Annotated in this window: 22 protein-coding genes and 1 pseudogene; 8 read left to right on the forward strand and 15 right to left on the reverse strand. The window is 61.4% G+C overall.

The genetic code is table 11. From position 1 onward, the window contains the following. Positions 1–100: 100 nt before the first annotated feature. Positions 101–1,528, forward strand: a complete 1,428-nt coding sequence (locus SBC1_RS20800; RefSeq protein ID WP_165097049.1) for an NAD(P)-binding protein — start codon at positions 101–103, stop codon at positions 1,526–1,528. Positions 1,529–1,858: 330 nt separating this feature from the next. On the opposite strand, the gene SBC1_RS20805 is transcribed toward SBC1_RS20800, so the two are convergent. From SBC1_RS20805 to SBC1_RS20820, 4 genes are all read right to left on the reverse strand, one after another. Then, on the reverse strand, positions 1,859–2,380 hold the full coding sequence (locus tag SBC1_RS20805; RefSeq protein WP_243830311.1) for an SRPBCC domain-containing protein: 522 nt from the start codon (positions 2,378–2,380) through the stop codon (positions 1,859–1,861). Positions 2,381–2,475: 95 nt separating this feature from the next. Continuing rightward, on the reverse strand, positions 2,476–3,270 hold the full coding sequence (locus SBC1_RS20810; protein ID WP_165097041.1) for an SDR family NAD(P)-dependent oxidoreductase: 795 nt from the start codon (positions 3,268–3,270) through the stop codon (positions 2,476–2,478). Between the two features lie 161 nt (positions 3,271–3,431). Continuing rightward, positions 3,432–3,935 carry an SRPBCC domain-containing protein gene (locus tag SBC1_RS20815; RefSeq protein ID WP_165097037.1) on the reverse strand — a complete coding sequence of 168 codons (504 nt, stop codon included), beginning with the start codon at positions 3,933–3,935 and terminating at the stop codon, positions 3,432–3,434. 3 nt (positions 3,936–3,938) lie between these two features. Then, positions 3,939–4,541, reverse strand: a complete 603-nt coding sequence (locus tag SBC1_RS20820; protein WP_165097033.1) for an NADPH-dependent F420 reductase — start codon at positions 4,539–4,541, stop codon at positions 3,939–3,941. Positions 4,542–4,707: 166 nt separating this feature from the next. Here SBC1_RS20820 and SBC1_RS20825 point away from each other — a divergent pair, with 166 nt between their 5' ends. After that, positions 4,708–5,628, forward strand: coding sequence for a LysR family transcriptional regulator (locus tag SBC1_RS20825; RefSeq protein WP_165097029.1), 921 nt, complete (start codon positions 4,708–4,710; stop codon positions 5,626–5,628). A gap of 55 nt (positions 5,629–5,683) precedes the next feature. Here the strand turns inward: SBC1_RS20825 and SBC1_RS20830 are convergent, their stop codons facing one another. Both SBC1_RS20830 and SBC1_RS20835 read right to left on the reverse strand, forming a co-directional pair. Next, complete coding sequence (locus SBC1_RS20830; protein ID WP_165097024.1) at positions 5,684–6,259, reverse strand: AAA family ATPase; 576 nt, start codon at positions 6,257–6,259, stop codon at positions 5,684–5,686. 333 nt (positions 6,260–6,592) lie between these two features. Next, positions 6,593–6,955 (reverse strand): translation initiation factor Sui1, encoded by a 363-nt coding sequence (locus SBC1_RS20835; protein ID WP_165101420.1) that lies wholly within the window; start codon positions 6,953–6,955, stop codon positions 6,593–6,595. Between the two features lie 231 nt (positions 6,956–7,186). Between SBC1_RS20835 and SBC1_RS20840 the strand changes: the two genes are divergently transcribed. Then, entirely contained in the window at positions 7,187–7,801 is a 615-nt protein-coding gene (locus SBC1_RS20840) for an HAD family phosphatase (RefSeq protein WP_165097019.1), read from the forward strand. A 50-nt stretch (positions 7,802–7,851) separates the two neighbouring features. Here the strand turns inward: SBC1_RS20840 and SBC1_RS20845 are convergent. Together SBC1_RS20845 and SBC1_RS20850 are read right to left on the reverse strand one after the other, a co-directional pair. Next, positions 7,852–8,249, reverse strand: a pseudogene (locus tag SBC1_RS20845) (VOC family protein). 62 nt (positions 8,250–8,311) lie between these two features. Then, the gene (locus tag SBC1_RS20850; RefSeq protein ID WP_165097016.1) at positions 8,312–8,734 is read right to left on the reverse strand and encodes a hypothetical protein; all 423 of its coding nucleotides are present in this window, start codon (positions 8,732–8,734) and stop codon (positions 8,312–8,314) included. Between the two features lie 150 nt (positions 8,735–8,884). Between SBC1_RS20850 and SBC1_RS20855 the strand changes: the two genes are divergently transcribed. Next, on the forward strand, positions 8,885–9,463 hold the full coding sequence (locus SBC1_RS20855; RefSeq protein ID WP_165097013.1) for a TetR/AcrR family transcriptional regulator: 579 nt from the start codon (positions 8,885–8,887) through the stop codon (positions 9,461–9,463). Positions 9,464–9,542: 79 nt separating this feature from the next. Beyond that, a complete protein-coding gene (locus SBC1_RS20860) occupies positions 9,543–9,797 on the forward strand; it encodes a hypothetical protein (RefSeq protein WP_165097009.1) in 255 nt (84 codons plus the stop codon). 82 nt (positions 9,798–9,879) lie between these two features. On the opposite strand, the gene SBC1_RS20865 is transcribed toward SBC1_RS20860, so the two are convergent. After that, entirely contained in the window at positions 9,880–10,737 is an 858-nt protein-coding gene (locus SBC1_RS20865; protein WP_165101417.1) for a LysR family transcriptional regulator, read from the reverse strand. 240 nt (positions 10,738–10,977) lie between these two features. Between SBC1_RS20865 and SBC1_RS20870 the strand changes: the two genes are divergently transcribed. The 3 genes from SBC1_RS20870 to SBC1_RS20880 all read left to right on the forward strand — a co-directional run bounded on the left by SBC1_RS20870 (position 10,978) and on the right by SBC1_RS20880 (position 13,845). Beyond that, positions 10,978–11,877 (forward strand): NAD(P)-dependent oxidoreductase, encoded by a 900-nt coding sequence (locus tag SBC1_RS20870; RefSeq protein ID WP_165097005.1) that lies wholly within the window; start codon positions 10,978–10,980, stop codon positions 11,875–11,877. Continuing rightward, positions 11,874–12,803, forward strand: a complete 930-nt coding sequence (locus tag SBC1_RS20875) for an AEC family transporter (protein ID WP_165097000.1) — start codon at positions 11,874–11,876, stop codon at positions 12,801–12,803. The genes SBC1_RS20870 and SBC1_RS20875 overlap by 4 nt, the downstream gene beginning before the upstream one ends. An 82-nt stretch (positions 12,804–12,885) precedes the next feature. Then, complete coding sequence (locus SBC1_RS20880; protein WP_165096997.1) at positions 12,886–13,845, forward strand: alpha/beta fold hydrolase; 960 nt, start codon at positions 12,886–12,888, stop codon at positions 13,843–13,845. A gap of 75 nt (positions 13,846–13,920) precedes the next feature. Here SBC1_RS20880 and SBC1_RS20885 read toward each other — a convergent pair whose 3' ends face one another. From SBC1_RS20885 to SBC1_RS20910, 6 genes are all read right to left on the reverse strand, one after another. Continuing rightward, a complete protein-coding gene (locus tag SBC1_RS20885) occupies positions 13,921–14,427 on the reverse strand; it encodes a GAF domain-containing protein (RefSeq protein ID WP_165096994.1) in 507 nt (168 codons plus the stop codon). A 118-nt stretch (positions 14,428–14,545) separates the two neighbouring features. Continuing rightward, positions 14,546–16,999 carry a penicillin acylase family protein gene (locus SBC1_RS20890; protein WP_165096990.1) on the reverse strand — a complete coding sequence of 818 codons (2,454 nt, stop codon included), beginning with the start codon at positions 16,997–16,999 and terminating at the stop codon, positions 14,546–14,548. A 16-nt stretch (positions 17,000–17,015) separates the two neighbouring features. After that, on the reverse strand, positions 17,016–17,855 hold the full coding sequence (locus tag SBC1_RS20895) for an ATP-binding cassette domain-containing protein (RefSeq protein ID WP_165101414.1): 840 nt from the start codon (positions 17,853–17,855) through the stop codon (positions 17,016–17,018). A gap of 5 nt (positions 17,856–17,860) precedes the next feature. Continuing rightward, entirely contained in the window at positions 17,861–19,549 is a 1,689-nt protein-coding gene (locus SBC1_RS20900) for a cyclic peptide export ABC transporter (RefSeq protein WP_165096986.1), read from the reverse strand. A gap of 56 nt (positions 19,550–19,605) precedes the next feature. Then, entirely contained in the window at positions 19,606–21,630 is a 2,025-nt protein-coding gene (fhuB, locus tag SBC1_RS20905; RefSeq protein ID WP_165096983.1) for a Fe(3+)-hydroxamate ABC transporter permease FhuB, read from the reverse strand. Beyond that, positions 21,627–22,550, reverse strand: coding sequence for an ABC transporter substrate-binding protein (locus SBC1_RS20910; RefSeq protein WP_165096979.1), 924 nt, complete (start codon positions 22,548–22,550; stop codon positions 21,627–21,629). Before SBC1_RS20910 ends, fhuB begins: the two co-directional genes overlap by 4 nt. Between the last annotated feature and the right edge of the window lie 61 nt (positions 22,551–22,611).

Here is a 22,611-nt window from a genome sequence, read left to right on the forward strand (position 1 = left end):
GCGACGCCGGCCGTCGACCAGCACCGAACTTCCGTAGTCGACCCGGAACCGCCTTTCGGACTCCGGTGTCAGGGCGCCGACTGGGTTACAGGAGCGAGAAATGGCTATAGAAGAACACGAAACGGACTATCTCGTGGTCGGTGCCGGCGCCGCTGGCATGGCGTTTACCGACGCATTGCTCACACATTCCGACGCGACGGTCACCATAGTCGATCGCCGCCATGCTCCCGGCGGACACTGGATCGACGCCTATCCCTACGTCCGTCTCCATCAGCCGTCCGCCTTCTACGGGGTCAGCTCGGTGCCGCTTGGGCAGGACGCGCTCGACGTGGCCGGGACGAATGGCGGCTACTACGAACTCGCCGGCGCAGACGAGATCCGGGCCTACTTCGCGCAAGTCATGCATCGCCGCTTTTTGCCCAGTGGACGCGTCCACTACTTTCCGGGCAGCGACTACCTGGGGGAAAACCGCTTTGTGTCCCGGCTCGCGCAAGAGTCATGGAAAGTGCGCGTGCGGCGCAAGGTCGTCGACACCACGTATCTCGAAGGCACCATTCCCGCGACGAGCGCCCCTCCCTTCAAAGTAGCCGATGGCGTTCGCTGCGTGCCCGCAGGCGAGATCGCGCGTATCACGATCACGGAGCGGCCTGAGCGCTTCGTCGTAATCGGCGCAGGCAAGACGGCCCTCGACACCTGTGTATGGCTGCTGGAACAGGCCGTGCCCGCTTCGTCCATCCGCTGGATCAAACCACGAGAGGCATGGTGGGTGAACCGCCGGTTCCAGCAGCCGCAAGCGCTGCTCCCAGACTCTTATCGCGGCATGGCGATCCAGCTCGAGGCGATGGCACAGGCGACTTCGATCCAGGATCTCTTTGCGCGCCTCGAAACGGAAGGATTCTTCCTTCGCATCGATCCCGGCCTCGCTCCCACCATGTTTCGCGGTGCGGTGATCAGCGAGGCCGAGTTGGAGCTTCTGCGCCGGATCGAGGACGTCGTTCGCCTCGGCCACGTGCGCAGCATCGAGCGCGGAAAGATCGTTCTGGACGAGGGCAGCGTGTCTACGAGCGAGGGGACGGTGCATGTCCACTGCGCGTCGAGAGGGCTGGCGCGACCACCTCTGCGCCCGATCTTCGAGACTGGGCGAGTGACCGTCCAGCCATTCCTCTGGGGATTCGTGTGTTACCAGTTCGCCATGCTCGGCGTGATCGAGGCGATTGTGAAGAGCGACGAGGACAAGAACCACCTCTGCCCGCCCATCGCTTACTGGGACGCGAACACGGATTACTTGTCCGCGTTCCTTGCGACTCTTGCGCACGAACGGGCCCGGGCTGCGTACCCGGCACTTGCCAACTGGGCAAAGGAAACACGGCTCAATCCGTTCAGTAGGCTCGCGCACTATCGCGATGCCCCGAACGTCATGGAAGCTCGTGAGCGCATCAAGCGCTTCGGGGCGGCGGCAGTGGGCAATCTGGCGCAGCTCCTGAAGACGAGCGCCGCTCAGGCAGGGGGCATCAGAGACGCAAATTAAAACGTGGCTTGGATCGCTTCGGACTGTTCAAGATCGATCGTGGCGCAACGGCGAAGAGCGGCGAAGAGCGGCGGCTGATCGGGTTGGCCGATGATGAGATTTGCGTCATTGGCACGTCTGCGTCCGGTAACTGAGCGGAGCCGACATCCGGATGGCCGACTTGCGACCTGCGCCAACGACGCCGTCAGGTAATGCCGAGATGCTCGTCGATGCGAAAATTTGCAGGTCTCCAGATCGGACCGTTACAGATCAATCACCGCGAGCAGGTCGTATCGCGGCGATATCTCGGCAGGCCTGCACGCTGGCGTTTCGGATATTCCGCACCGCCAACTATCGATCGGTTTTCACATGGCCCTGTGCTTCGAGTTCGAGCGCGATCTTCGCGAGGTCTTCCAGAAGCTTTTCATGGGTGCGCCAGAAGATGTCTGGCGCTTCCTTCGCCAATTCGATCCAGAGCGGCCCTTGCATCGTTTCTTCAGTCCAGAGGTGGCAACCGCGGGATGTCGGCGTGATGATCCAGGCGTGATAGGCCCTGGACTCTCCGGAAGCCTTCGGGCCGCCTCCCCAGGCGATGCGGGAGATGGGATAGAACTCTTGTACCGACGCGATGACGTCCTGGCCAGCCAGGTTAGTTTCAAAGCGCGTGCCGGCTTGCAACATCTGATGCCCGTCCAGCAGGGCGACTTCCTTGACGCCCGGATAGAAGCGGGGCCAGGCCTTAGGTTCGATGAGAAGAGACCAGATGGTTTCAGGCGCGACGGCAACCTCGAGCTCATTGGTGAAATGAATGGGCGAGCGGCTGGGTGCCATGTCCGCAGGCCAATGGATTGCTTCGAACATATCGTTTTTCATGATTGGGTTTGGAGAGGGTCGGAGCTTGGCGGGACTGTCGGAGGCCCGGAAGCTTTGAGCGCGCCGTTAGCAGTAAAGGCGCATCGAGCATCGGCTCAGGGAATCGCGCGAATGACACCGCCGTCGACGCGCAACGCCGCGCCGCTCGTACCGGAAGCCTGCTCGGAGCAGACGTACACCACCATGTTGGCGACTTCTTCGGTAGACGTGAACCGGTTGAGTAGCGTGGTCGGGCGCATCGTTTTCAGGAAGTTCTGCTCCGCTTCTTCCTGCGTGATGCCCTGCTCCTGAGCCGTAGCCTTCATCCAGTTGCCAAGAATCTCAGAGCGCGTCGGCCCCGGCAGCACCGCGTTGACGGTCACCCCGGTACCGCTCATCAACTCCGCAAGTCCCCGCGATATCGCAAGTTGCGCCGTCTTGGTCATGCCGTAGTCGATCATCTCCTTGGGAATCATGATGGCGGACTCGCTGCTGATGAACACGACCCGACCCCAACCGCGCTTGGCCATGCCCGGCAGATAATGTCGTGCGGCGCGCACGCCGCTCATCACATTGAGCTGGAAGAGGTCGAGCCATTCGCTGTCGCTCTGGTCGAAGAAACCATTCAGATGCGCGGTGCCGAGGTTATTGACGAGGATGTCGGCATCCGCCACCTGCGCCACGAGGGCTGCCGATCCCTCCGCGGTCGACAGGTCGGCGGCAATGCCGGTCAATTCCGCGTCGGGCAAGAGAGCCCGGATCTCCTCCAACGCGGCGGCCACTCTCTGTTCTCCGCGCCCGTTGATCACGACCGATGCGCCTGCGCGGGCGAGGCCCTCGGCGATCGCGCGGCCGATGCCCGCCGTCGAGCCAGTAACGATGGCCTTGCGGCTTTTAAGTTCGATTTTCATAGACTTCTTCTCTGGGTATGGATGGCAGAGCGACTGCTCCGCCAATTCGATTCATCGACACAGGCACGCAAAACCAGACTTCGTTCGCGCGGAAGCAGGTCCGCGACTTCCGCTTGCAAACAGTCCAACGCGCACCGCCCTTGCACTTTGAAACTGACACGTCATCCGGCGTTCTTCGCAACTTCCGCCTCTGCGGCACGCGCGAGGCGCTCAACCCAATCCTGGTGATAGCGATAGAGCCCACCGGGATGCTGGCGTCCGAGCACGTCGAGAAACCAGGGACCTTGTTGTGTCTCTTCCGTCAGCACGTGGCAACCTTCGTCCGTCGGCGTGATCACCCAACCGTGGTAAGCGCTGGAACCGGTCGCGTCGCCGTCGACGATGGTCGCCCAGGCGAGCCTTCGGTTCGGCACGTATTCGGTCACCACCAAGCTCATCGGAAAGCCGACGGTCACGCGACGGTAGCGCGTTCCCAAGGCCAGTTCCGACTCGCCGGACAGGATCTCGACCTGATCCTCCGGTGGGAAATACCTCGACCAGTTCTTTGCGTCGATGAGCAGCTTCCACACCACTGCGGGCGGCGCTTTCACGTCGATGTCGTTGAGCGCGTAGATGGCCGACGTTTTCGGGTCGTAGCGCTCTGGCCAGATGACATGGTCGTACATGGTTTATTGCTCCCTCTTGAACAGGTCCTGGAAAATCAGCGACGCCCAGCTTCTGTCCCGGGCCTGCACGAGCTGACCGCCCTCGGCGATCCTGCCGAGGCTGACCGCCGCGAAACCGAGCCGTTCGACAAGGGCGGCGACCGTGGCGCTTGCCGCCTCGTCGTCGCTGGACAGAAAGATCACCCGACGGCCACCGGCAGAGACGGGATCCTCGGTGAGCACTTTGGCGGGCAAATGATTGAACGCCTTGACAAGGGATGCCCCTGGGAACGCTTTCGCCACGACCGCCGAGGAAGGCAGGTTGTCCAGCTCGGACAGCGGCACGCCGTAGGCGTTAGTGGCGTCGATGACGACTTTGCCTTTCCAGCTCACCGCCGCTTTCGCGACGTCGCGGTGTGCCCAGAACGGGACCGCCAGGATGATCACATCTGCCTTGAGTGCCTCCTGTAGCGTGAGGGGCATCACCTCGTCACCCAACTCTTGGGCCATGGACGCGATGGACTCTGGCCCGCGCGTGTTCGCGATGCCGACCGTGATGCCGCTACGGGCGAATTGACTGGCGATGGCGACGCCGACGCAGCCGCTGCCGATGATGGAACAGGTCATAAGAACTCCTTGGTTGAATGGGCTCGATCCGGGCACCGTAAAGCGCGGCCGATGCGCTTCACGACAACCTCGCTGCGTTGGTACAAATAATTGCAGCGCCTCATGCATCTGAGAAGCCGGTATATCGAGATACAATCCATCTACCCCAAAGATGGATGGAGCACCAATGCTGGACGGGATCTCGCTAGATCAACTCAGAACATTCATCGCCGCCGTGGATGAGGGCAGCTTCTCGGCTGCAGCGAGAAAGCTCAACCGCGTTCAGTCCGCGGTGAGCGGCTGGGTCGGGGGGCTGGAAGATCAGATAGGGGTGGTGCTGTTCGACCGCTCGGGCCGGTTTCCGAAGCTCACACCGGAGGGCGTGCTGTTGCTCGCCGACGCGCGCAACATCGTCGCCGGGGTGGACACGCTTAAGGCACGTGCCAAACTCATGACGTCGGGCGTCGAGGCTGAACTCTCGGTGGTGGTCGATGTTTTCTTCCCGACCGCCGTGGTCAGCGCCGTCGCGAAAGCATTCGCAGAGCGGTTTCCGTTGACGCCGCTGCGGCTCTTCGTCGAGGGCTTGGGAGCCGCCTATCAACCCGTTCTGGATGGGCGATGCAGCTTGGGAATACTGCCACCACTGCCGCAGGCGTTTCCCTCATTGGTTAGCGAGCGACTCGGCGAACTGCCGTTGGTCGCAGTCGCTTCGGCATGCCATCCCCTCGCCAGCGTGGGCCATCGGATACCGCGGCGTGAACTCGCCAAACATGTCCAACTAGTCCTGACAGACAGGTCGGATCTCACCGCAGGCCGTGACTTCGGGGTTGCGTCAGCATCGACGTGGCGCCTGGCGGACTTATCGACGAAGTATGCGTTTCTCAAAGATTGCGTGGGATGGGGAGGAATGCCCTTGCACATGGTCGAACAAGACATTGCCGCAGGCACGTTGGTCGTTCTGGACGTGGATGACATGCCGCCGAGTGGCTGGATGCTGACAATGTCCGTGTATCACCAGCCTTCGCAGCCCCCGGGACCCGCAGGCAAATGGTTCGTTGACCACTTGAAGGCTCTGTGGCAACAATCTGAGGTCGTCCGCGCGTCTTAGACAGGCATTTTCCTTCGGCTCGCGATGTTCGCCTTTATTGCGGCGACCTCGACGGTTAACGAATTACATCGTCGCTGTCCGGGGGCGCTGATAGGGCTGCCGTTGACGGGCGCGTTCGAGTTTCCGGAGGCGCCAGCGATAGGCATTGCGTGATTGCTTCGACGGCCTGCTCAACGGACACGTTCGCTGTGTCGATGACAAGGTGCTCTGATTCCCATGGATCATATTGACGTTCAAGCACGCTCTTCCATGTCGGAAGTTGAAAGCCCAGGATATCGGCCTTTCGCCCCTCGGCCCTCAGACGGTGCGTCGCCGCATCAGAACAAATCAACTCAATCTCGAAGATCCGCACGCCTGCATCGAGCGCCACATTTCTCCATGCGCGACGCGTAATGTGCAACGAATTGACCGAGTCCGCAACCACGGTCAACCCAAGACGTAAGTTATCGCCCGCAACTGCATATGCAGCCAGATAGCCGGCAGATCCGATATCCGCCTGGCCGCTCCCGGATGCGATGAATGCCTGTTCCAACGTATCTATACGCAGATAAACGGCGGCGAGCCTGCGTGCGAGTGTTTGCGCTACCGTTGTCTTTCCGGTTCCCGGTAGCCCCCCGAAGGCAATCAACATTTCCAACGCTCCCTGAATAGCGGTTTCTGTCTAATTGTCGCGGATTCCGAGGCAACCTTGGCCGGCCGATGTTGGCCGCATGCAGAACTCGTCGGCAGCGTTGTCGATGCAAATAGGCTAGACGGCCGCGTTCGAGCGAGATCGACTACCGGAGTTTAAGTTGTCCAAGACGTGCATTCCCAGTCTGGAGGACATACGACCGGCGTGTCCGTCCTTCGCATGAGCCCGTGGTCGATGATATGAACGTTGGCAAAGTCAACGTCAGGGAACCGTCACCACGTAAGTCTGAAACACGGTCCATTAAACTCGTAGCGTCTCCGCTCGCTGAAGCGATTAGCCCCCGGCCCGCTTGGCGCTGTAGCCGTACTTTCTAAGCGCTTCGACGACCCGCTCGCAATGGTCCCCCTGCACCTCAATCACGCCATCCTTCACCGTTCCACCAGAACCGCAGGCGGTGCGCAACTGCTTTCCCAGCAACCCCAAGGCGAGAGGATCGAGCGGCAGCCCTTTAACGATCGTCACGCTTTTCCCACCCCGGCCCTTGGTCTCGCGAGTCACTCGCACCACGCCATCACCTACCGGTAACGCCTTGGTAATCGTCTTGCAGACACACGCCGCGAGCGCCTGCCTGCATTCGGGACACATCCGTCCGCCATCGGTGGAATAGACAAGACCGCCTTTTGCACTACTCTTCATCATTGGATTATTCAAACACATAAAGGTCGGGAATCGAGTCGAGTTTAGCAGGTGCGTCTTAGCAGCTGCTTCTGGCATACGCGGACCGATCTCTTCGGGCAACAGCGTTCCTTCTGTCCTGTTTAACCACGGTGTTTTTCGTCGCGGCACAATAGAAACTTCCAGCGGCCTGAGGGCATATCGCCTGATGAATGGTTCGCCTTCTGGAAGCATTTGCCGCGAGGCCGACACATGACAGCATCCACCGCGCTGGTCCTGTTCGACATGGAAGGCGTACTGTCGCACTATGACCGCTCCGCACGAGTCGATCACTTGTCGGCCGTGTCAGGTCAGGCGCCCGACGCCGTGCGTCACGCCATCTGGGAATCCGGACTCGAAGCACGCGCCGATGCTGGGCAAATCAGCGACAACGAGTATCTCAGCGCATTGGGCGTCTTGCTGGGCTACCCCATTCATCGCGACGACTGGCTCGCTGCCCGCCGCGCGTCGATCACGCCTTACACGGAAGTGATCGCACTCGCCGCACGTGTAGCCGAACGCTCCCGCATTGCAGTGCTGACAAACAACTGCCGCCTGGTCACTGACTATATCGGCTATCTGAATCCTCCTGTCGCGCAACTCTTCGGCCCTCACGTCTATGCATCCGCTTTGTTCGGTGCAGCGAAGCCGGCGCCTCAAGCCTATCTTCGTTGTCTCGAACAGCTCGGCGTATGCGCGAACGAAACGCTTTTCATCGACGACACGGACACCAACGTAGTCGGCGCGATCAACGCCGGTCTGCACGGATACAAGTTTGTCAGCGTCGATACGTTGGCAGAAGAACTGGAGCGTTGGCGTTTGCTATAGCGAGCGCGATCGGCCTTAGCGAGATCCTTGAGGCAACCCTAAAATGGAAGTCAAGCCGAGCAATTGAGCATCCACTGAAAACGCCGAATTTGTCGGTTAGCTTACCGAAATAACCACCCCAGGGCTGCACAGCAAGCGGGGTGGTTACGTTTGCGCCCTGACCCAATCGCTCGAACAGCTGGTTTGTCTGGTCGCGGTTATCCATCGTCAGGATGTGCGCCGAACCGTGCATCGGTTCGGCGTCGTCATTGTCAGAGGCGTAAAAGAGAACACCCGGCCCCTCGAACCTGGCATGCATGATCTTGCCTCGCATCGACTCATTCGCGAGCGCTATGTCGCCTGCGCCGTAGCGCAGGACTTCAACGACCTTGCCCAGACCGCACTCAGCGTAGAAGTCGAGGGCTTGCTCGCACGCCTTCGAGAAGAACAGATAGTTTGATAGCTGCATAGCCGTTACTCCCGGAGTGCCGAAGTGTTCAAGTGTGTCCAGTAGCGCCTGACCGGCACGCTTTAGCTGGCGCCTTGCTGAATGGCGTCGCCAATCTCCGCGTTGGAATACGCCTTCCCCCCGATGCCCCAGGCGCCATCAACCGCATACGTCACGTTGACAAACGTCCGCTCACGCGGATGGGCCCCTGCCTTGAACTGGTCGATGAGGTCAGTGACCGCGCCAATGAACGCCTGCTTGACCTCGGCATTCGGAAAGGTAGCCGACGGGACCTTCACCTCGACAATTGCCAGCGACTGGGGCTTGCCGCCCACGTAGCTCCCCGACTCCGGGCTCACAACCAGATGACCGATAACGTTCGGGGTCATGAAGCGGTTGCCGGTCAGGCCGTGTGCGCTCAGCAACGCTTCCGCGACGAGCGGGAACACTTCACGCTCGCCTTCGCGGGTGAGAAGACCTTCGGTAACTTGAATTGAAATAGGCATTTAAGCAACTCCTTGATGACAGTTGGTCGAATCAGAGTTTCTGCATTGACATCACGATCGTTATATAACGATCGTGATGTGGCGATAGTTTCACAACAATCGTGATATCGTCAAGAACCAAATATCGATCGTTATCTGGAGAGCATGGGCATGGCAAATCGGGCGGATCAGAAGGAAGAAAGCAGGCTGAGGATTCTCAAGAGCGCGGGTCGGGGGTTCCGAAGCCTTGGATTCGGCGGCGCAGGGGTGGACGGACTGGCAAAGGACGCCGAGGTGACATCGGGCGCGTTCTATGCACACTTCAAGTCGAAAGCGGCTGCGTTCCGCGAGGCGGTGACGGTTGGGCTTGACGAACTGAAAGTGGGTATTGAGCAGACCCGGGAGCAATTGGGGAGCCGTTGGCGCGAGGGGTTTATCAACTTCTACCTGGGAGATCGGCGGACCTGCGATCTGGCGGAGAGTTGCGCATTACAAAGCCTCTCGATCGAAGTGGCTCGCGCCGATGACGAGACCCGCAAAGCCTACGAAACGCAATTGTGCGCGATCATTGAAGCGGTGGCCGCCGGACTGGAGGGCAAGCCTAAGGCCCGGCGCGAGGAAGCGACCGCGCTGCTCGCCATGCTGGTTGGCGGCGTAACGCTCGCTCGCGCTGTTCAGGATCCCGCCATCAGCAACGACATTGCCACCGCCGTTCGCAAGGCCGCACTCAAGCTCGGCGTTCATGCTTAGCGTTGGATAACCAACCCTACACCACGGAACAGCTTTTCCCATCAACGTGTCGAACCGGGATTTTTGTCGGATCAATGCCTTGAATGCAGAACACATTCACGCTGAAAACGTTCTCGTCCGTGCGCCGCTGATGGAAGGTGCAGATGCCGCACGTCGAACAGAAACGGTGGCGTGCACGCCTGGTATTCCATTGATACAGGCTCAACGCTTCTTCACCTTAAATCACCTTGAGCTTGTCACGCTGGACCGTCACCATTACCGCGCTGCGTTTCGCGCAGGGCGAACAATCGCATATCACGAGTTCATCAATAATCGGCTTGCAACGAGAACTTGATGCTGCCGCAATGGCATGAAGCGAGACACTGGTTCATCAGCTCCCTTGTCTGTGCGTGTATTGCGATGCCGCCGCACCAAGGTCAGGACCATCGCAACACACCGTCGCGAACGTATTGTGCGAATGCCCGCGCCGCCGGTCCGCAGTTGGACGGCAAATGCAGACTGATCGCAAAGTTCGGCAGCGCCGGCATGCCGGCATCTGTATCGAGGATATCCAGGCCGGCCGGGACGGTAGACGCCAACCAGGCGGTAATCGCCAGGTCGCTTCTCACAGTCGCAGTTGTCGCGTCGATGTTGCCACTCTCGAACACGCTTCGCCATTCGAGGTTCTTCTCGCGCAGCGCTTGTAAAACGACCGGCCTGAACGCGCAGGATTCCGCCACGATCGAGACCGGCAACGGCCGCTTCAAATGCGCCGTTCCCCCTCTTGCGCCTACCCAGACCAGTCGTTCGACCCGCAGGCATTCGCCCGCCGCTTCGTGCGTGGCGGCTTCTATGACCGCCAGGTCAAGCGAACCGCTTGCAAGCGCTTTGGAGAGCTCTGGCGACGTTGCGCACATGAGCGATATGTCCACGTAGGGGCACGCTTCCGCGAACGCCTTGAAGATGGGCGGGAAGCACGTTCCCACGAGGTCGTACGGCACGCCGATCCGCAGCGGTCCCTGTAGCGGACGCGTTGCCATATCCGCCCAGATTTCGTCGTTCATTCCGAGCAGGCGTTTGGCCTTGCCAAGAAAACGTTCGCCGATACAGGTTAGTTCCAGCCGGCGCCCCTCTCGCTCGAACAGACTGCAATCGAACGATTCCTCGAGCCGCTTGATCTGCTGGCTCACCGCTCCTTGCGTCAGATGAAGGCTGTTCGCGGCCACGGTCATGCTGCCGTGGTCCGCCACCGCGACGAAGGTCCGCACGAGATTGATGTCGAGATTCTGGGTCATGGACATATTATGTATCGTAATGGGCTGCATCAATAAGTATCGATTTTCTAATGCGACAGGGCGGAATACAGTGCAATCTTTGATTGGATCGCGCGATCTGATTCGTTCACGCGACTCGTTCACACGGGTCATTCAACCGACTCATTCAACCGATTCACCCGGGCGACTCCCCGGATGGGACCCTGACCGGTTCCGATCACGGCGGAGCGCTCTACGCTTCGTCACGCCAGGGGACGCTTCATGAACAACGCCATGACAACACAGACGGTCGGTTTCATCGGACTCGGCGCGATGGGGGAAGCCATGGCGCTGAACCTCGCGAAAGCCGGCACGCCGCTGGTGATCTGGAACCGCACGCCGGCGAAAACCACAACGCTCGTTGCAGCCGGCGCACAACCCGCAGAAGATGCAGCCGAGGTGTTCGCGCGTACGCCGACCGTCATCCTGATGCTGGTCGACGGAGCGGCCATTGACACGGTCCTTGACCGCAGCGGCCCCACCTTCGTGTCCCGCGTACACGACCGCACTATCGTCCACATGGGCACGACCTCCCCGGCCTACTCGCGTGGCCTGGAAGCCGAGATCCGTTCGGCCGGCGGGCGTTACGTCGAGGCGCCCGTCTCGGGATCGCGCAAACCCGCCGAAGCGGGTCAGCTCGTCGCCATGCTCGCGGGCGACGCGGATGCCGTGGAAGCCCTCCGCCCGTTGCTCGCCCCGATGTGCCGCGAAACCATGGTGTGCGGACCTGTGCCGAACGCCCTTCTGATGAAGCTATCGGTCAACCTGTTCCTGATCGCGCTCGTCACGGGGCTGGCCGAAGCCGTGCATTTCGCCCAGCGCAACGGCCTCAATCTCAGCCGGTTCCTGGCCGTGCTGAATGCCGGGCCCATGGCGAGCGATGTATCACGCGTGAAGGCGCCCAAACTCATCGACCAGGATTTTGCAGTGCAAGCCGCGATCTCCAACGTGCTGGAAAACAACCGCCTGATTGCCGAGGCGGCGCGTGAGAATGGTATCGCCTCTCCGCTGCTGGACGTCTGCCACGCGCTCTATGGCGAAGCCCTTGGACTTGGCCTGGGAGAAGCCGACATGGTTGCCGTAATCAAGGCAATCGAAGCGCGCAGCGGCCTGCAACAATGATTGGTTTCTTCCTGCTCAGCCTGCCGGTCTTCGGCGTGATCGGGGCGGGATGGGCAGCAACGCGAGCGCATCTCCTGGCCTCCGGCGCGCTGGATGCGCTCAACGTCTTCTCGTTTCGTTTTGCGCTTCCAGCACTGGTTTTGCGGCTCATCGCGGGGCAGCCGTTGCGTCAATCGTTCAATCCCAGCTTCTATGCGGGCTACCTTGCTTCGGGCGTGATTGTCTTCATGCTGGTTCTGGGCGCTTCGCGTCTGGCCGCCGCGTGCACCGTCGCGGCGGCCGGCGCGCACGCAACGACGGCGACGGTGAGCAATCTGGGTTTCCTCGGGCCGCCCTTGATGCTCGCCTTCTTCGGCGAGCGTGGAGCCGGCGCGTTGGCAATGGCGATCCTGGCGGAGATCATGGTGCTTCTTTCCATCGGCGGCGTGCTCATGGGCGCAAATGGCGACGCCAGGCGCGGCATCGGTTCCCAGATCCTGCGAGGCACCGCGTTCAATCCGGTTGTCGCGGCGATCGTGTTGGGCGCAATGCTGGCGGGCACGGGACTCGCGCTGCCTGAGCCGGTTGCACGCTTTCTTATGTTCCTCGGCGGCGCGGCTGGCCCAACAGCGCTCTTTGCGCTGGGCGGCGCCCTCGCTTTGCAGCGGCTTGACCGCGGCACCGTTGTCGCTGCATGCCTGATTAGTCTCGTGAAACTTGTCGTGTATCCGCTGCTCACTTGGTTTGTTCTCAGACACCTGATGAAGCTCGATCCGTTCTGGGTGCAGGCCGGCACTCTGATTGCGTGCTTGCCGTCAGCCGGCAATATCTATGTGCTTGCGCAGCGCTATGACGCCGATCCGCAGCGGGTGTCGGCGACCATTCTCCTGTCCACGATCACCAGCGTGGTGACCTTTCCCTGCGCCGCCTGGCTCGTGCTTCGCTAAGGCTCGCGTGAGCATGAAGAGTGAATCGATGAACAACGGTATATTCAAGCTATCGACAAACTCTCCCAAGAGAGAAATAAAAATGAGCGAGTTCCAGCCTACCCAGGTCACGATACATGCCGTGGACGGCTACGCGCTGAAAGGCCACATATGGCGCCATCACAGCGCACCCGATGCACCCGACGCTGGCGAACCCAGGCCCGTGGTCATCATCAACCCGGCCACATCGGTCCGATGCAGCTATTACTCGCGCTTCGCCGCTTTCCTGCATGCGCACGGATTCGATGTCATCACCTATGATTATCGCGGCATCGGCGGGTCTCGCCCCGCGTCACTTCGCAGCTTGCACGCAGGATGGCTGGACTGGGGACGCCTCGATTTCGAAGCGGTATTGCGGCTGGCATCCAGCACGTTTCCTCGTCAGCCTGTGCAGGTGGTCGCCCATAGCATCGGCGGCGTTTTAGTCGGACTGGCCCCATCGAATCATCTGATCGAACGCGTTTTCACCATGGGCGCGCAATTCGCCCACTGGCGCGACTATGCCAGTCACAAGCGATTCGTCATGCTAATCAAATGGCATGCGATCATGCCGGCACTCACGACGGCACTCGGCTATTTCCCCGGTGGCATGCTCGGCTGGATGGAAGACACGCCGCGCGGAGTGGTGCGCGACTGGACCGCGCCGCAACCGAGGTTCGAGGATGCGTTCCGGCGCGGTCCGCACGCCTTGACGGAAGCCGAGCGCGGGACGCTGGTCAAGGGTTTCGCCGCATTGCATGGGCCAATGCTCGCACTCAGCGTAACCGATGACGAATTTGGCACGGCGTCCGCCATCGAACGTCTGCTTGCTTACTTCAGGAATAGCCCTGTCACCCATCTGCGTATTCCGCCGGAATCAATGGGGTATCGCGAGATCGGCCACTTTGCATTTTTCCATAGCCGCTTCGAAACGTCGCTATGGCAAATCCCGCTCGAATGGCTGAAGGCTCGCTCCGTGCGTGCCGACCTTGCGGAGTTTGTCGTCAAGACCGACGCCCGATGACAAAATCAATCCGCCAATCGTGATCGGGACGCACCCTGTATCCGCAGACAAATTTCAAGCGCTTTAACAGGAGTGTCAGGCCGACGTACGCGGCTCCCACGCCAGCTCCATGAATATGCGGCACAGCGCTTCCATGCCTTTGGCATCGTCCGCATCGAAGCGGCCGACCGAAGGGCTGTCCACATCCCAGACGCCGGCCAGGCTGCCGTCCTTGGCGACCAGAGGCACAACAATCTCGGATTGCGAAGCCGAGTCGCATGCAATGTGTCCGGGGAACTCGTGAACGTCCTTCACAACCTGTGTGAGCCGGGTTTGCGCCGCAGTGCCGCATACGCCTTTTCCGAGTGCGATGCGAACGCACGCCGGTTTTCCCTGGAAGGGACCGACGACGAGTTCGACGCCATCGAAGAAATAAAAACCGCTCCAGTTCAGATCGGGCAGCGTGTGATACACCAGCGCCGAGAAGTTTGCGGCATTGGCAATGCGATCAGTTTCATCGCTGAGAAGCGAGCGCGCCTGGGCAATGAGCTCGGCATACTGCGCTGCTTTTGAACCGGTGGATTGCTGGACAGTGAAGGACATGATGGCGATGTGTAAGCCATGACCGGCTAAGTCATGGCTATTGAAAGAAGGAAATCATTTGACCATAGCACGGCGCGCGGGATCCGGCACACACGCGCCGCCGGGGCAAGGTACGAATCTACCTCGGTGCTTGCAGCGTCATTGTAGTCATGCCCGGATCGGCGGTTATGGCCTCTTCGGTGAACGGAAAGCGCAGCCATTGCTTGCCGGCGAAGCGCCGGGTTGCATCGGCGAAATGGGGCGAGGCGGGGTCGTCGGATTCCGAATGGGCGAGCATGGTGTCCGCTTGCACGCCGTTCGCGTCGAACGAAACCACTTGCAAGTAGCTCGCGCCGTGGCCGCTACGATCGACCGCATAGCCGCTTGCATCAACGGGATGGAGCGCACACATCACCGTGAAATAACCCGCTTCGTCGCAACCGCCAAAGAGCGGCACGCGCTCGCCGTTCCGGTCAACGTGCAGCAGTTCGCCGCGCGTGGAGTCCAGCGCAAAACCGTAACGCTGCATAGCGAGCACAGCGCCGCCGAGCGCCTGCTGAAGAGCGGGTTTAAGCGCGGGATTGGAGGTGTCGATACCGCGCGGCGTCGCAAGCGGCGCGACCGGATCGAACGGCACGCGGTAGAAACGCGCGAGCCCTGCGCCATCCAGGCAGCGCCAGAATTCGTCCCAGAGATTGGCGCCACGCGCGTTGGTGTTCGCGGTGCCGTCCCAATCACGCAGTACCTTGCACGCTTGGCCCAAGTCTACCGTTTGCGGCTTACCGCCGGGCGTACCTTGCGTGACCAAAACCGTTGCATCCGATGCATCGGCGCAAACAGCATCGAGAATAGGCTTGCGGAACAACCGCTCCGACATCGACCGGCTATCCAGCACCTTCGTCTCGAGTGCAAGCCGCGTCACACCGCCCTTCTGCACCTGTAACTCGGCCGCGAGCATGTGGCCAAAACGCGTGCGCAGCGACTGCTCCGTGCCGGTAAAGCCGGCCACGTGCGGATAACCCGTCGTTGGCGCATTCGCGTTGGTCAGCCAGTAACTGTCGTTGAAGTTGCCCACATAATCGCCGCGCGCCATGCTCGGCATCTCGGAGACCGGCAATGCTCCTGCTTGCACGCTCGATGCTTCGACGCGCCATTGGCAGGCGCTTTTCGAACCATCGAGAAACGGCACGCCGGGCGCTTTTGCATCGAACGCCCGGCCAAGAGGCGTCGTGCAGGCCGCCGCCAGCGAATCAGGCACGTCCGGCACAGGGCCAAAGTCGGCGAACCACACACGTGGATCGTCGCGGCCGATCGCCAGGGTGTTGACCCACGGCGTGGCCGCGAGGCGCTTCTGGATCGAGATGAAATCGTCGAGGGAACGCGCCTGACCCCACGCCAGGAAGTTCTCGAAGGCGCGTGTGTTGTCGGTATTCACGTCGCGCAGCGCGAACGCGTGTTGCGCATTCCATGCGAGCGAAGGCGACATCGACGACAGATCCACGAGCGGCCCAAAACGCGAGCGATACAGCGTGCGAGTGACCGGCTTCAGGCTGCCGTCGGCGTTACGGGTCTGGACCGTGACGGACACGGGCGTCATCGGCTCGCTAACGGCGTCGTAGAAATAACGCGTCGGATTGGCGGGATCGAGCGACAACTGGAAGATACCGAAGCGCCGCGCGCTCGACACGGTATGCGTCCACGCGATGTCGTTGTTAAAGCCGATCATCACGACCGGCACGCCGAGAAACGACGCGCCCGCCACATTCAGTTTCCCCGGAATCGTTAGCTGTACTTCATAGAAACGATCAGGCCCGCGCAAGAACCAGTGCGGGTTGCCGAACAGGAGGCTGCGGCCTTCCTGCATGACCGGTGCGCCGAACGCAAGTGCATTGCTGCCAATACCCCACTGGCCGCCTACGTCGAGTTGCGAGGGCGCAATATCGATGGCACCCGTCTGCACCGGAGGCGCCGACGGTGCGGGTTTCGCTGGAGGCTGCGCGCGGGCTATCTGCGGCATGAACCGTGCGGCGCTGCCGGCGAGATTGGCTGCCACGAGCCGCCGGTACATGTCGTCGGAGCTGATCTTTCCGACCCACGGCTTGCCTTTGCACGCCGCGTTCGCGCCGCCCATGCGTCCCGCGTCCAGTTCGTCGACGTAGCGGTTGTAGCCCGCCACGAAACCGTCCATCAACTCGCGAATGGGCGCGGACTGCGCGGATCGATAACGTTCGACAGTGCTCGCGTCGTCGACGAACCGAAAGAAAAGATCGGCATCGAGATTGCGCGGTTGCCCGAAGGAAGCGGCCGTTGGCGGATGTGCGTCGGCACCGAAGTACGCTGAGCGCTGGCCGCGAAACGTGATGAAACCATCCGCGAGCGTGCACAGATTATCTTGCGCCTGCACGTAACCGTAGCCATAACCGAGGCTGGCCCAGTCGTCAGCCTTGATATGCGGGATACCGTCTTGCGTACGGCGTATCTCGACACTGAAGGGCGACTGGTTGCCCGCCAGGTTTCTGGGAGACTGAACGCAGCCGCTCAACGTAGCTGCCGCCAACACCACCACCGTCGCTAACCTGACAATTTGCTTCATGACATGGAGCCTTGAATCAATGGGCAAAGCTGATTGGTGAACCACCGTGAGGGTGCGGGACCGTGCCCATGGGAATACCATAAATCGCGCCGAGTGTGTCGGCGTGCATCAACTCCGCGGGGGTGCCCGATGCCAGCAGACGGCCGCCCTTGAGCGCCAGGAGATCGTCGCAGAAACGCGCGGCCATGTTGACGTCGTGCAGCACCACCACCACACCGAGTCCGCGCTCGACACTCAAGGTCCGCACCAGTTGCAAAACCTCGATCTGATGCGCAATGTCCAGCGCCGAAATGGGTTCGTCAAGCAGCAGGCATTCACTGTCCTGCGCGACAAGCATCGCGAGCCACACGCGCTGGCGCTCGCCGCCGGACAGGCTGTCCACCGTGCGGTGCGCAAAACGCTCGACGTCGGTCAACCGCATGGCCTCTTCCACCTTCGCGCCGTCTTGTGCGCTGAAGCGCCCGAGTGCACCGTGCCACGGATAACGCCCTAGTGCGACGAGTTCGCGCACAGTCATGCCGTCGGCGGAGGGCGGTTGTTGCGGCAGGTACGCGACTTTGCGTGCGAACGCCCGGCCTTGCCAGTCGTCGAGCGGCTTGCCCGCAAAGCGCAGCGAGCCGCCGCCTGGCGCTTGCTGGCGGGCGAGCAGCTTCAGCAGCGTGGACTTGCCGGAACCATTGTGGCCAATGAGCCCGCATACGCGGCGCTTGGGCAACTCGAGCGACAGCGGATGCAGCAGCACCCGCTCGCCAATACTGAACGAGACCCCTTCGAGCGAATACATCGACTCAGGATCGGACTCGCGATTGGCCAGGCGCTTCGCATCCTGGTCGAGAGATGCGGGGTTGGCGTTCATCGTGTTCATGCCGATGCAACCGGCGCGGGCGCATGACCTTGCGTCTGCGGATGAATCGCGTTCGGATGATCGACGCGCAGGTCTGCACCACGGCCGAGTTCAACAACCTGACCGTAGTCGAGCTTGATATAGCGATCGGCGAGATGGTAATAACGGTCGTCGTGCGTGATGACCACGACGGTCTTGCCCTTGGCTTGAAGCTCCGGCAGCAACTGCTTGTAGAACACTTCCTTGAAGGTCGGGTCCTGGTCGGCGGCCCATTCGTCGAAGACATAGAACGGCCGGTCTTCCAGATACGTGACCAGCAACGCAAGACGCTTGCGCTGACCTTGTGACAGGTTGGTCGTGGAAAATGCGCCGTCCTTGATCGTGACCTTGTGATCGAGTTGCAGATGTTCAAGCAACGACTGCGCTTGGGCGTCGAGGCCTTCCACTTTCATGCCGAGCAACGTGTCGAACAGGAAGAAGTCGTTGAAGACCACCGAAAAATGCTGGCGATAAATATCGCGGCGCGCTTCATCCACGGGGTGGCCGTTGAGCAGGATCTGCCCGCCCTCGGGCGCGTAAAGTCCGACGAGCATTTTCGCGAGCGTCGTCTTGCCGCTGCCGTTACCGCCGATCAGATAAATCAGTTCGCCCGGCTTGAACGTCAGGTCGATGGGACCCAGCGTGAAGACTTCGTTTTCTTTTTCGCGGAAGTACCGGTGCGTGACGTTGTCGAGCACGATGCTGTCGAACGACTTGGCCGGCGCTTCGTGCAAGGTATCTTCGAGCGGCAGGTCGGCATTGACCTGTTCAATACGCTCCAGTGCAACCTTCGCTGAACTGATGTTGGGGATGGCGGACAGAAGACCTTCAATTGGCATGATCATGTACAGAAAGATCATGGCGTAGCCAGACATCACGTGCGTGCTCACTGGAAACGTACGCGCGAGCACGAACAGCGTAATGCCGATAAACGCAAACAAAATGAAGCTGCCCCAGCTCGCTGCCGCTGCGTACAGGATGTAACCCCGCGTGCGCTGAACACGTACTGCTTCCACGTTGGTTGCCAGCGTGTCCGTCACGAACGCATTCTTGCGCTCGCGATGCAGCTTGAGCTCTTTGGCGCCGTCGAAGAGCGCGCGGAAATGCTTGACGAGATCGTCCTCCTTGCGCCGCGACCCGCGCAGATGAAACAGCGCTTTCGTGTTGGCAATATGAAAACCGAGCGAGCCGATGAAGATCGTCAAGACGGCGAAGAGAAAGATCTGCCATGACAGATAACCAAGATAGGCGAGGCATCCTGCGATCACCGCGCCGTGCATCGCGAGCGCGGGCAGGCTAACGAACAGCACGACGATCGTATCCAGGTCTTGTGTCAGTACGGTGAGCGCCTTGGACGCGCCCTGCTTTTCCAGATGCTGATACGAGGCTTCGGCAATGCGCCGGATGGTGCGCATGCGCAGCGTCGCCTTGGCGCGTTGGCCGAGCTGCATGAACAGCGTTTGCGAAAGGGTTCGTGTGCCGAGCACGACCACGCCCACGATCAGGAATTGCCAGCCGAGTTCGACGAGCTTCGTATTCGACGCCCCCAGTGCCTGGTTAATCAGTGCGATGAGGGCCGCGTTGCCGAACCCGCTGACGAGGCTTGCCACTACCGCGACGGCCAGCACCCAACGTGAGTTGCGGACAAGATACAAGAACAGCGACATGAAACTCCTTGTGGGGCAACGGGTGAAAACCGACCTCAATCCCGCGAATAAAAGGACTAAGAAAACTCACGTGGGCTGCGTTTGAACATCGTGACAATCAGGTACACGCCGCCCAGCAGCGTAGCCATCACGCCCGCCGGCATTTCCTGCGGGAACAGGACCCATCGGCCGAGCCAGTCGGAAGCGACCATCAGCGCGGCGCCCAGCGCCGCCGAAATGAACAGCAGCGGCACAGCCCGCCGGATACCGAGCATGCGTGTCATATGCGGCGCCATGAGGCCGATAAATGACAGCGGGCCGATCACCAAAGTCGCCGCCGCTGTCAGCAGCGCGCTCAGCAGCAGCAGCTCAAAACGCGCGACGGTAATGTTCACTCCCAAGCCACGCGACACGGCCGCGCCCAACGGCAGGATCTCGAGCCAGCGCCGGCAAAACGGCACCGCGCCAAGCGCCGCCAGCGCAACCACGGCGACAATGCCTGCAGCCCCCGCGCTGACGTTGTAAGTCGATCCCGCGAGCAGGTTGTAGAGGACGATCACGCGGGGATCGTCGCTGGCAACGGCTATGGTCGACACTGCCTGGAACACGGCGCTGATCGTCACGCCGGCGAGTATCAGCGTGTCGGGTGCATAGGACGATTTGCGTGCAAAGAGCAACAGCGCGCCGAGTGTAATCACCGACCCGCACGCGCACCAGACAAGGAACGTCGGCAGTCCCGGACTTGCTGTCAGAAAAAGCGCGCCGGTGAGCCCAAGCGCGCCGCCAGCGGTGATGCCGAGCAGGTCGGGGCTTGCCATCGGATTGCCGGTCATGCGCTGAACGATACCGCCCGCGAGTGCGAGCAAGACACCCACGCCCATCGCCGCGACCACATGCGGCAAACGCAGGAACAGCAACGCCGCGATCTCGTCCGGGCGGCTGACGTGCCAGCCTGTGAGACCGCGCCCCACGCCAAGCGATAAGCCGATAACCACCAGCAAAAGCAGTACGCAAACGCCCGTTGTCAAAGCCAGCACGCGCGATGACAGCGGGGCTGACTGTATCGCGGGCGAATAGGTCAGGTCGGGCCGTCCACGCAAGCGCCGCAACATGACCAGGAGCAGTGGTGCACCCAGCAAGGTCGTGATCGCGCCTGTTGGGATCGTGGTTCCGTAACGTCCCTCGAATTCCTGCGCGATCTGATCCGCCAGCCACAGCAGCGCCGCGCCGAACAACGGCGACCACAACATCCGGTCACGCAAGCGGCGCGCGCCGGCAAGACGCGCAAGCGTCGGTGCGGCAAGTCCAATGAAGCCGATCACCCCCACCGCGCTCACCACGAACGCGGTCACGAGCAAGGTCAGAAAGAGCGCCGCGCCACGCGTCCTACGCAACGAGACGCCCAGGCTGCTGGCGACGGTGTCACCCAGGTCGAAGACGGCCATGGGCCGCATGCACAGCAGCAGCAACGCCACGCATGGTACGAGCCGCACGAGCAGCGACAGCGCGACGCTCCAGTCGTGCTGGCCAAGCGAGCCGCCGCCCCAGATCATCAGCGCGCTCAACAGGTCGTAGTGCGAGATCGCGAGCGCGAAACTCAGCGCGCCGCAGCACAGGTTGACGATCATGCCGCCGAGAATCAGCGCAAGCGGCGAGATGCCGCGTCGCGCGGCCAGCGCAAAAACAATTGCCAATGCCACTGCACCACCGGCCAGCGCAACGCCGTCCCGGCCGGACGCCAGCAAGCCGGGTGCGTAGACAGTCGCAATCGAGAGCGCAAGATAAGAGCCGGAGAAGATGCCGAGCGTCATCGGTTCGGCGAGCGGATTGCGCAGCACTTGCTGGGTCGCCACACCGGCAAGCCCGAGCGCCGCGCCACACAGCCACGCGACCGCGATGCGCGGCAGGTCGCCGTAGTGGACAAGCAACTGCCGCAGATCCGTGGGCGATGGGGCCGTCAACGCTTGCCACCATAACGATACCGGCAACCGGTCCTCCAGCCTGTGCAGCGACAACAGCGCGGCGAGCACGATCACAAGGCAAACTGGAAGGAGTCGCAAGCGTCGTGATGGCGTCACGGGAACGGTCGCGACGCTTTTCATGCGCGCTCCTTCGCTGCATCGGCATGCTCAAAGGCATCAACCAGCACGCGGGCGAAGAGCATCGCGGAAAGAACGCAGCCGTCAGGAGGAACACGCGGCAGGCCCATCATGCGGCCCTCGTTCGTGAACGGCATGGCGTGCCACAAGGGGCTGGTTTTCATCATGTTCGCAACGGAAGACGCAAGCGGCTTCATGTAGAGCAACGTCGCGTCTGGCACGTTGCCCAGCACGTCGAAACCGGTTGTGGAGAAAGCGCCCGAGCGGACCGCGTTGTGCAGCCCGAACGTAGTCATCAGTTCTCCATAGAAGCTGTTCGGACCGAACACGCGCACGTGCGCTTCATCGATAAAATTCACCATGTAAAGCGGTCGGTCTTTTGCACTTGCGCCGCTTGCACCTGGCATCGCGGCAAGCGCGGTGCGCGCGTGGTCGAGCGCTGTATCCGCTTGCGCGAGAAGTGCTACGGCGCGCGCTTCGCGGCCCAGCAAACGCGCGAGCTGCAGCGTTTCGGCACGTGCCGCGGTGTAAGGCGTTCCGCTCGACCGGTAACGCCCGAGCGTGACGGTGGGCGCAACGCGTTCGAGCGCTGCCCGAAGGGTCGCGTGAGCCGGCGAGATGACAATCAGGTCGGGCCTCAATGCGAACAGCAATTCCATGTTCGGCTGGAACATCAGGCCGAGATCCACCACCGACGCCGGTACATCGCATGCCGTGAAATTCCTGCGGAAGTCTCGTGTATTCGCGATCCCAACCGGCACCACGCCGATCGACAACACCATCTCCGTCAGTCCCCAGTCGAGCACGACAATACGGCGCGGCGGCGCTACGAGAGCGTCGCCGGCCGGTGCAACATCGGACAGCGCGGTTGCGGCAAGGGCGCTGGCGCCCAGCAGCGCGGAAAGCATGGCGCGTCGGTTCATTGCGTGAGTTCGGAGAGGATGGATTGCATGTCGTCGGCCAAGCGGGTCTTGCCACGTCGCC

Origin of the sequence: Caballeronia sp. SBC1 (assembly GCF_011493005.1) — a bacterium.
Taxonomy (GTDB): domain Bacteria; phylum Pseudomonadota; class Gammaproteobacteria; order Burkholderiales; family Burkholderiaceae; genus Caballeronia.

Coding starts and splice junctions, on each gene's coding strand:
- SBC1_RS20840 (WP_165097019.1), top strand. CDS start 7,187: ATGACAGCATCCACCGCGCTGGTCCTGTTCGACATGGAAGGCGTACTG.
- SBC1_RS20800 (WP_165097049.1), top strand. CDS start 101: ATGGCTATAGAAGAACACGAAACGGACTATCTCGTGGTCGGTGCCGGC.
- SBC1_RS20865 (WP_165101417.1), bottom strand. CDS start 10,737: ATGACCCAGAATCTCGACATCAATCTCGTGCGGACCTTCGTCGCGGTG.
- SBC1_RS20810 (WP_165097041.1), bottom strand. CDS start 3,270: ATGAAAATCGAACTTAAAAGCCGCAAGGCCATCGTTACTGGCTCGACG.
- SBC1_RS20875 (WP_165097000.1), top strand. CDS start 11,874: ATGATTGGTTTCTTCCTGCTCAGCCTGCCGGTCTTCGGCGTGATCGGG.
- SBC1_RS20830 (WP_165097024.1), bottom strand. CDS start 6,259: ATGTTGATTGCCTTCGGGGGGCTACCGGGAACCGGAAAGACAACGGTA.
- SBC1_RS20855 (WP_165097013.1), top strand. CDS start 8,885: ATGGCAAATCGGGCGGATCAGAAGGAAGAAAGCAGGCTGAGGATTCTC.
- SBC1_RS20820 (WP_165097033.1), bottom strand. CDS start 4,541: ATGACCTGTTCCATCATCGGCAGCGGCTGCGTCGGCGTCGCCATCGCC.
- SBC1_RS20885 (WP_165096994.1), bottom strand. CDS start 14,427: ATGTCCTTCACTGTCCAGCAATCCACCGGTTCAAAAGCAGCGCAGTAT.
- SBC1_RS20835 (WP_165101420.1), bottom strand. CDS start 6,955: ATGAAGAGTAGTGCAAAAGGCGGTCTTGTCTATTCCACCGATGGCGGA.
- SBC1_RS20850 (WP_165097016.1), bottom strand. CDS start 8,734: ATGCCTATTTCAATTCAAGTTACCGAAGGTCTTCTCACCCGCGAAGGC.
- SBC1_RS20815 (WP_165097037.1), bottom strand. CDS start 3,935: ATGTACGACCATGTCATCTGGCCAGAGCGCTACGACCCGAAAACGTCG.
- fhuB (WP_165096983.1), bottom strand. CDS start 21,630: ATGAAAAGCGTCGCGACCGTTCCCGTGACGCCATCACGACGCTTGCGA.
- SBC1_RS20900 (WP_165096986.1), bottom strand. CDS start 19,549: ATGTCGCTGTTCTTGTATCTTGTCCGCAACTCACGTTGGGTGCTGGCC.
- SBC1_RS20890 (WP_165096990.1), bottom strand. CDS start 16,999: ATGAAGCAAATTGTCAGGTTAGCGACGGTGGTGGTGTTGGCGGCAGCT.
- SBC1_RS20825 (WP_165097029.1), top strand. CDS start 4,708: ATGCTGGACGGGATCTCGCTAGATCAACTCAGAACATTCATCGCCGCC.
- SBC1_RS20870 (WP_165097005.1), top strand. CDS start 10,978: ATGAACAACGCCATGACAACACAGACGGTCGGTTTCATCGGACTCGGC.
- SBC1_RS20910 (WP_165096979.1), bottom strand. CDS start 22,550: ATGAACCGACGCGCCATGCTTTCCGCGCTGCTGGGCGCCAGCGCCCTT.
- SBC1_RS20880 (WP_165096997.1), top strand. CDS start 12,886: ATGAGCGAGTTCCAGCCTACCCAGGTCACGATACATGCCGTGGACGGC.
- SBC1_RS20805 (WP_243830311.1), bottom strand. CDS start 2,380: ATGAAAAACGATATGTTCGAAGCAATCCATTGGCCTGCGGACATGGCA.
- SBC1_RS20895 (WP_165101414.1), bottom strand. CDS start 17,855: ATGAACGCCAACCCCGCATCTCTCGACCAGGATGCGAAGCGCCTGGCC.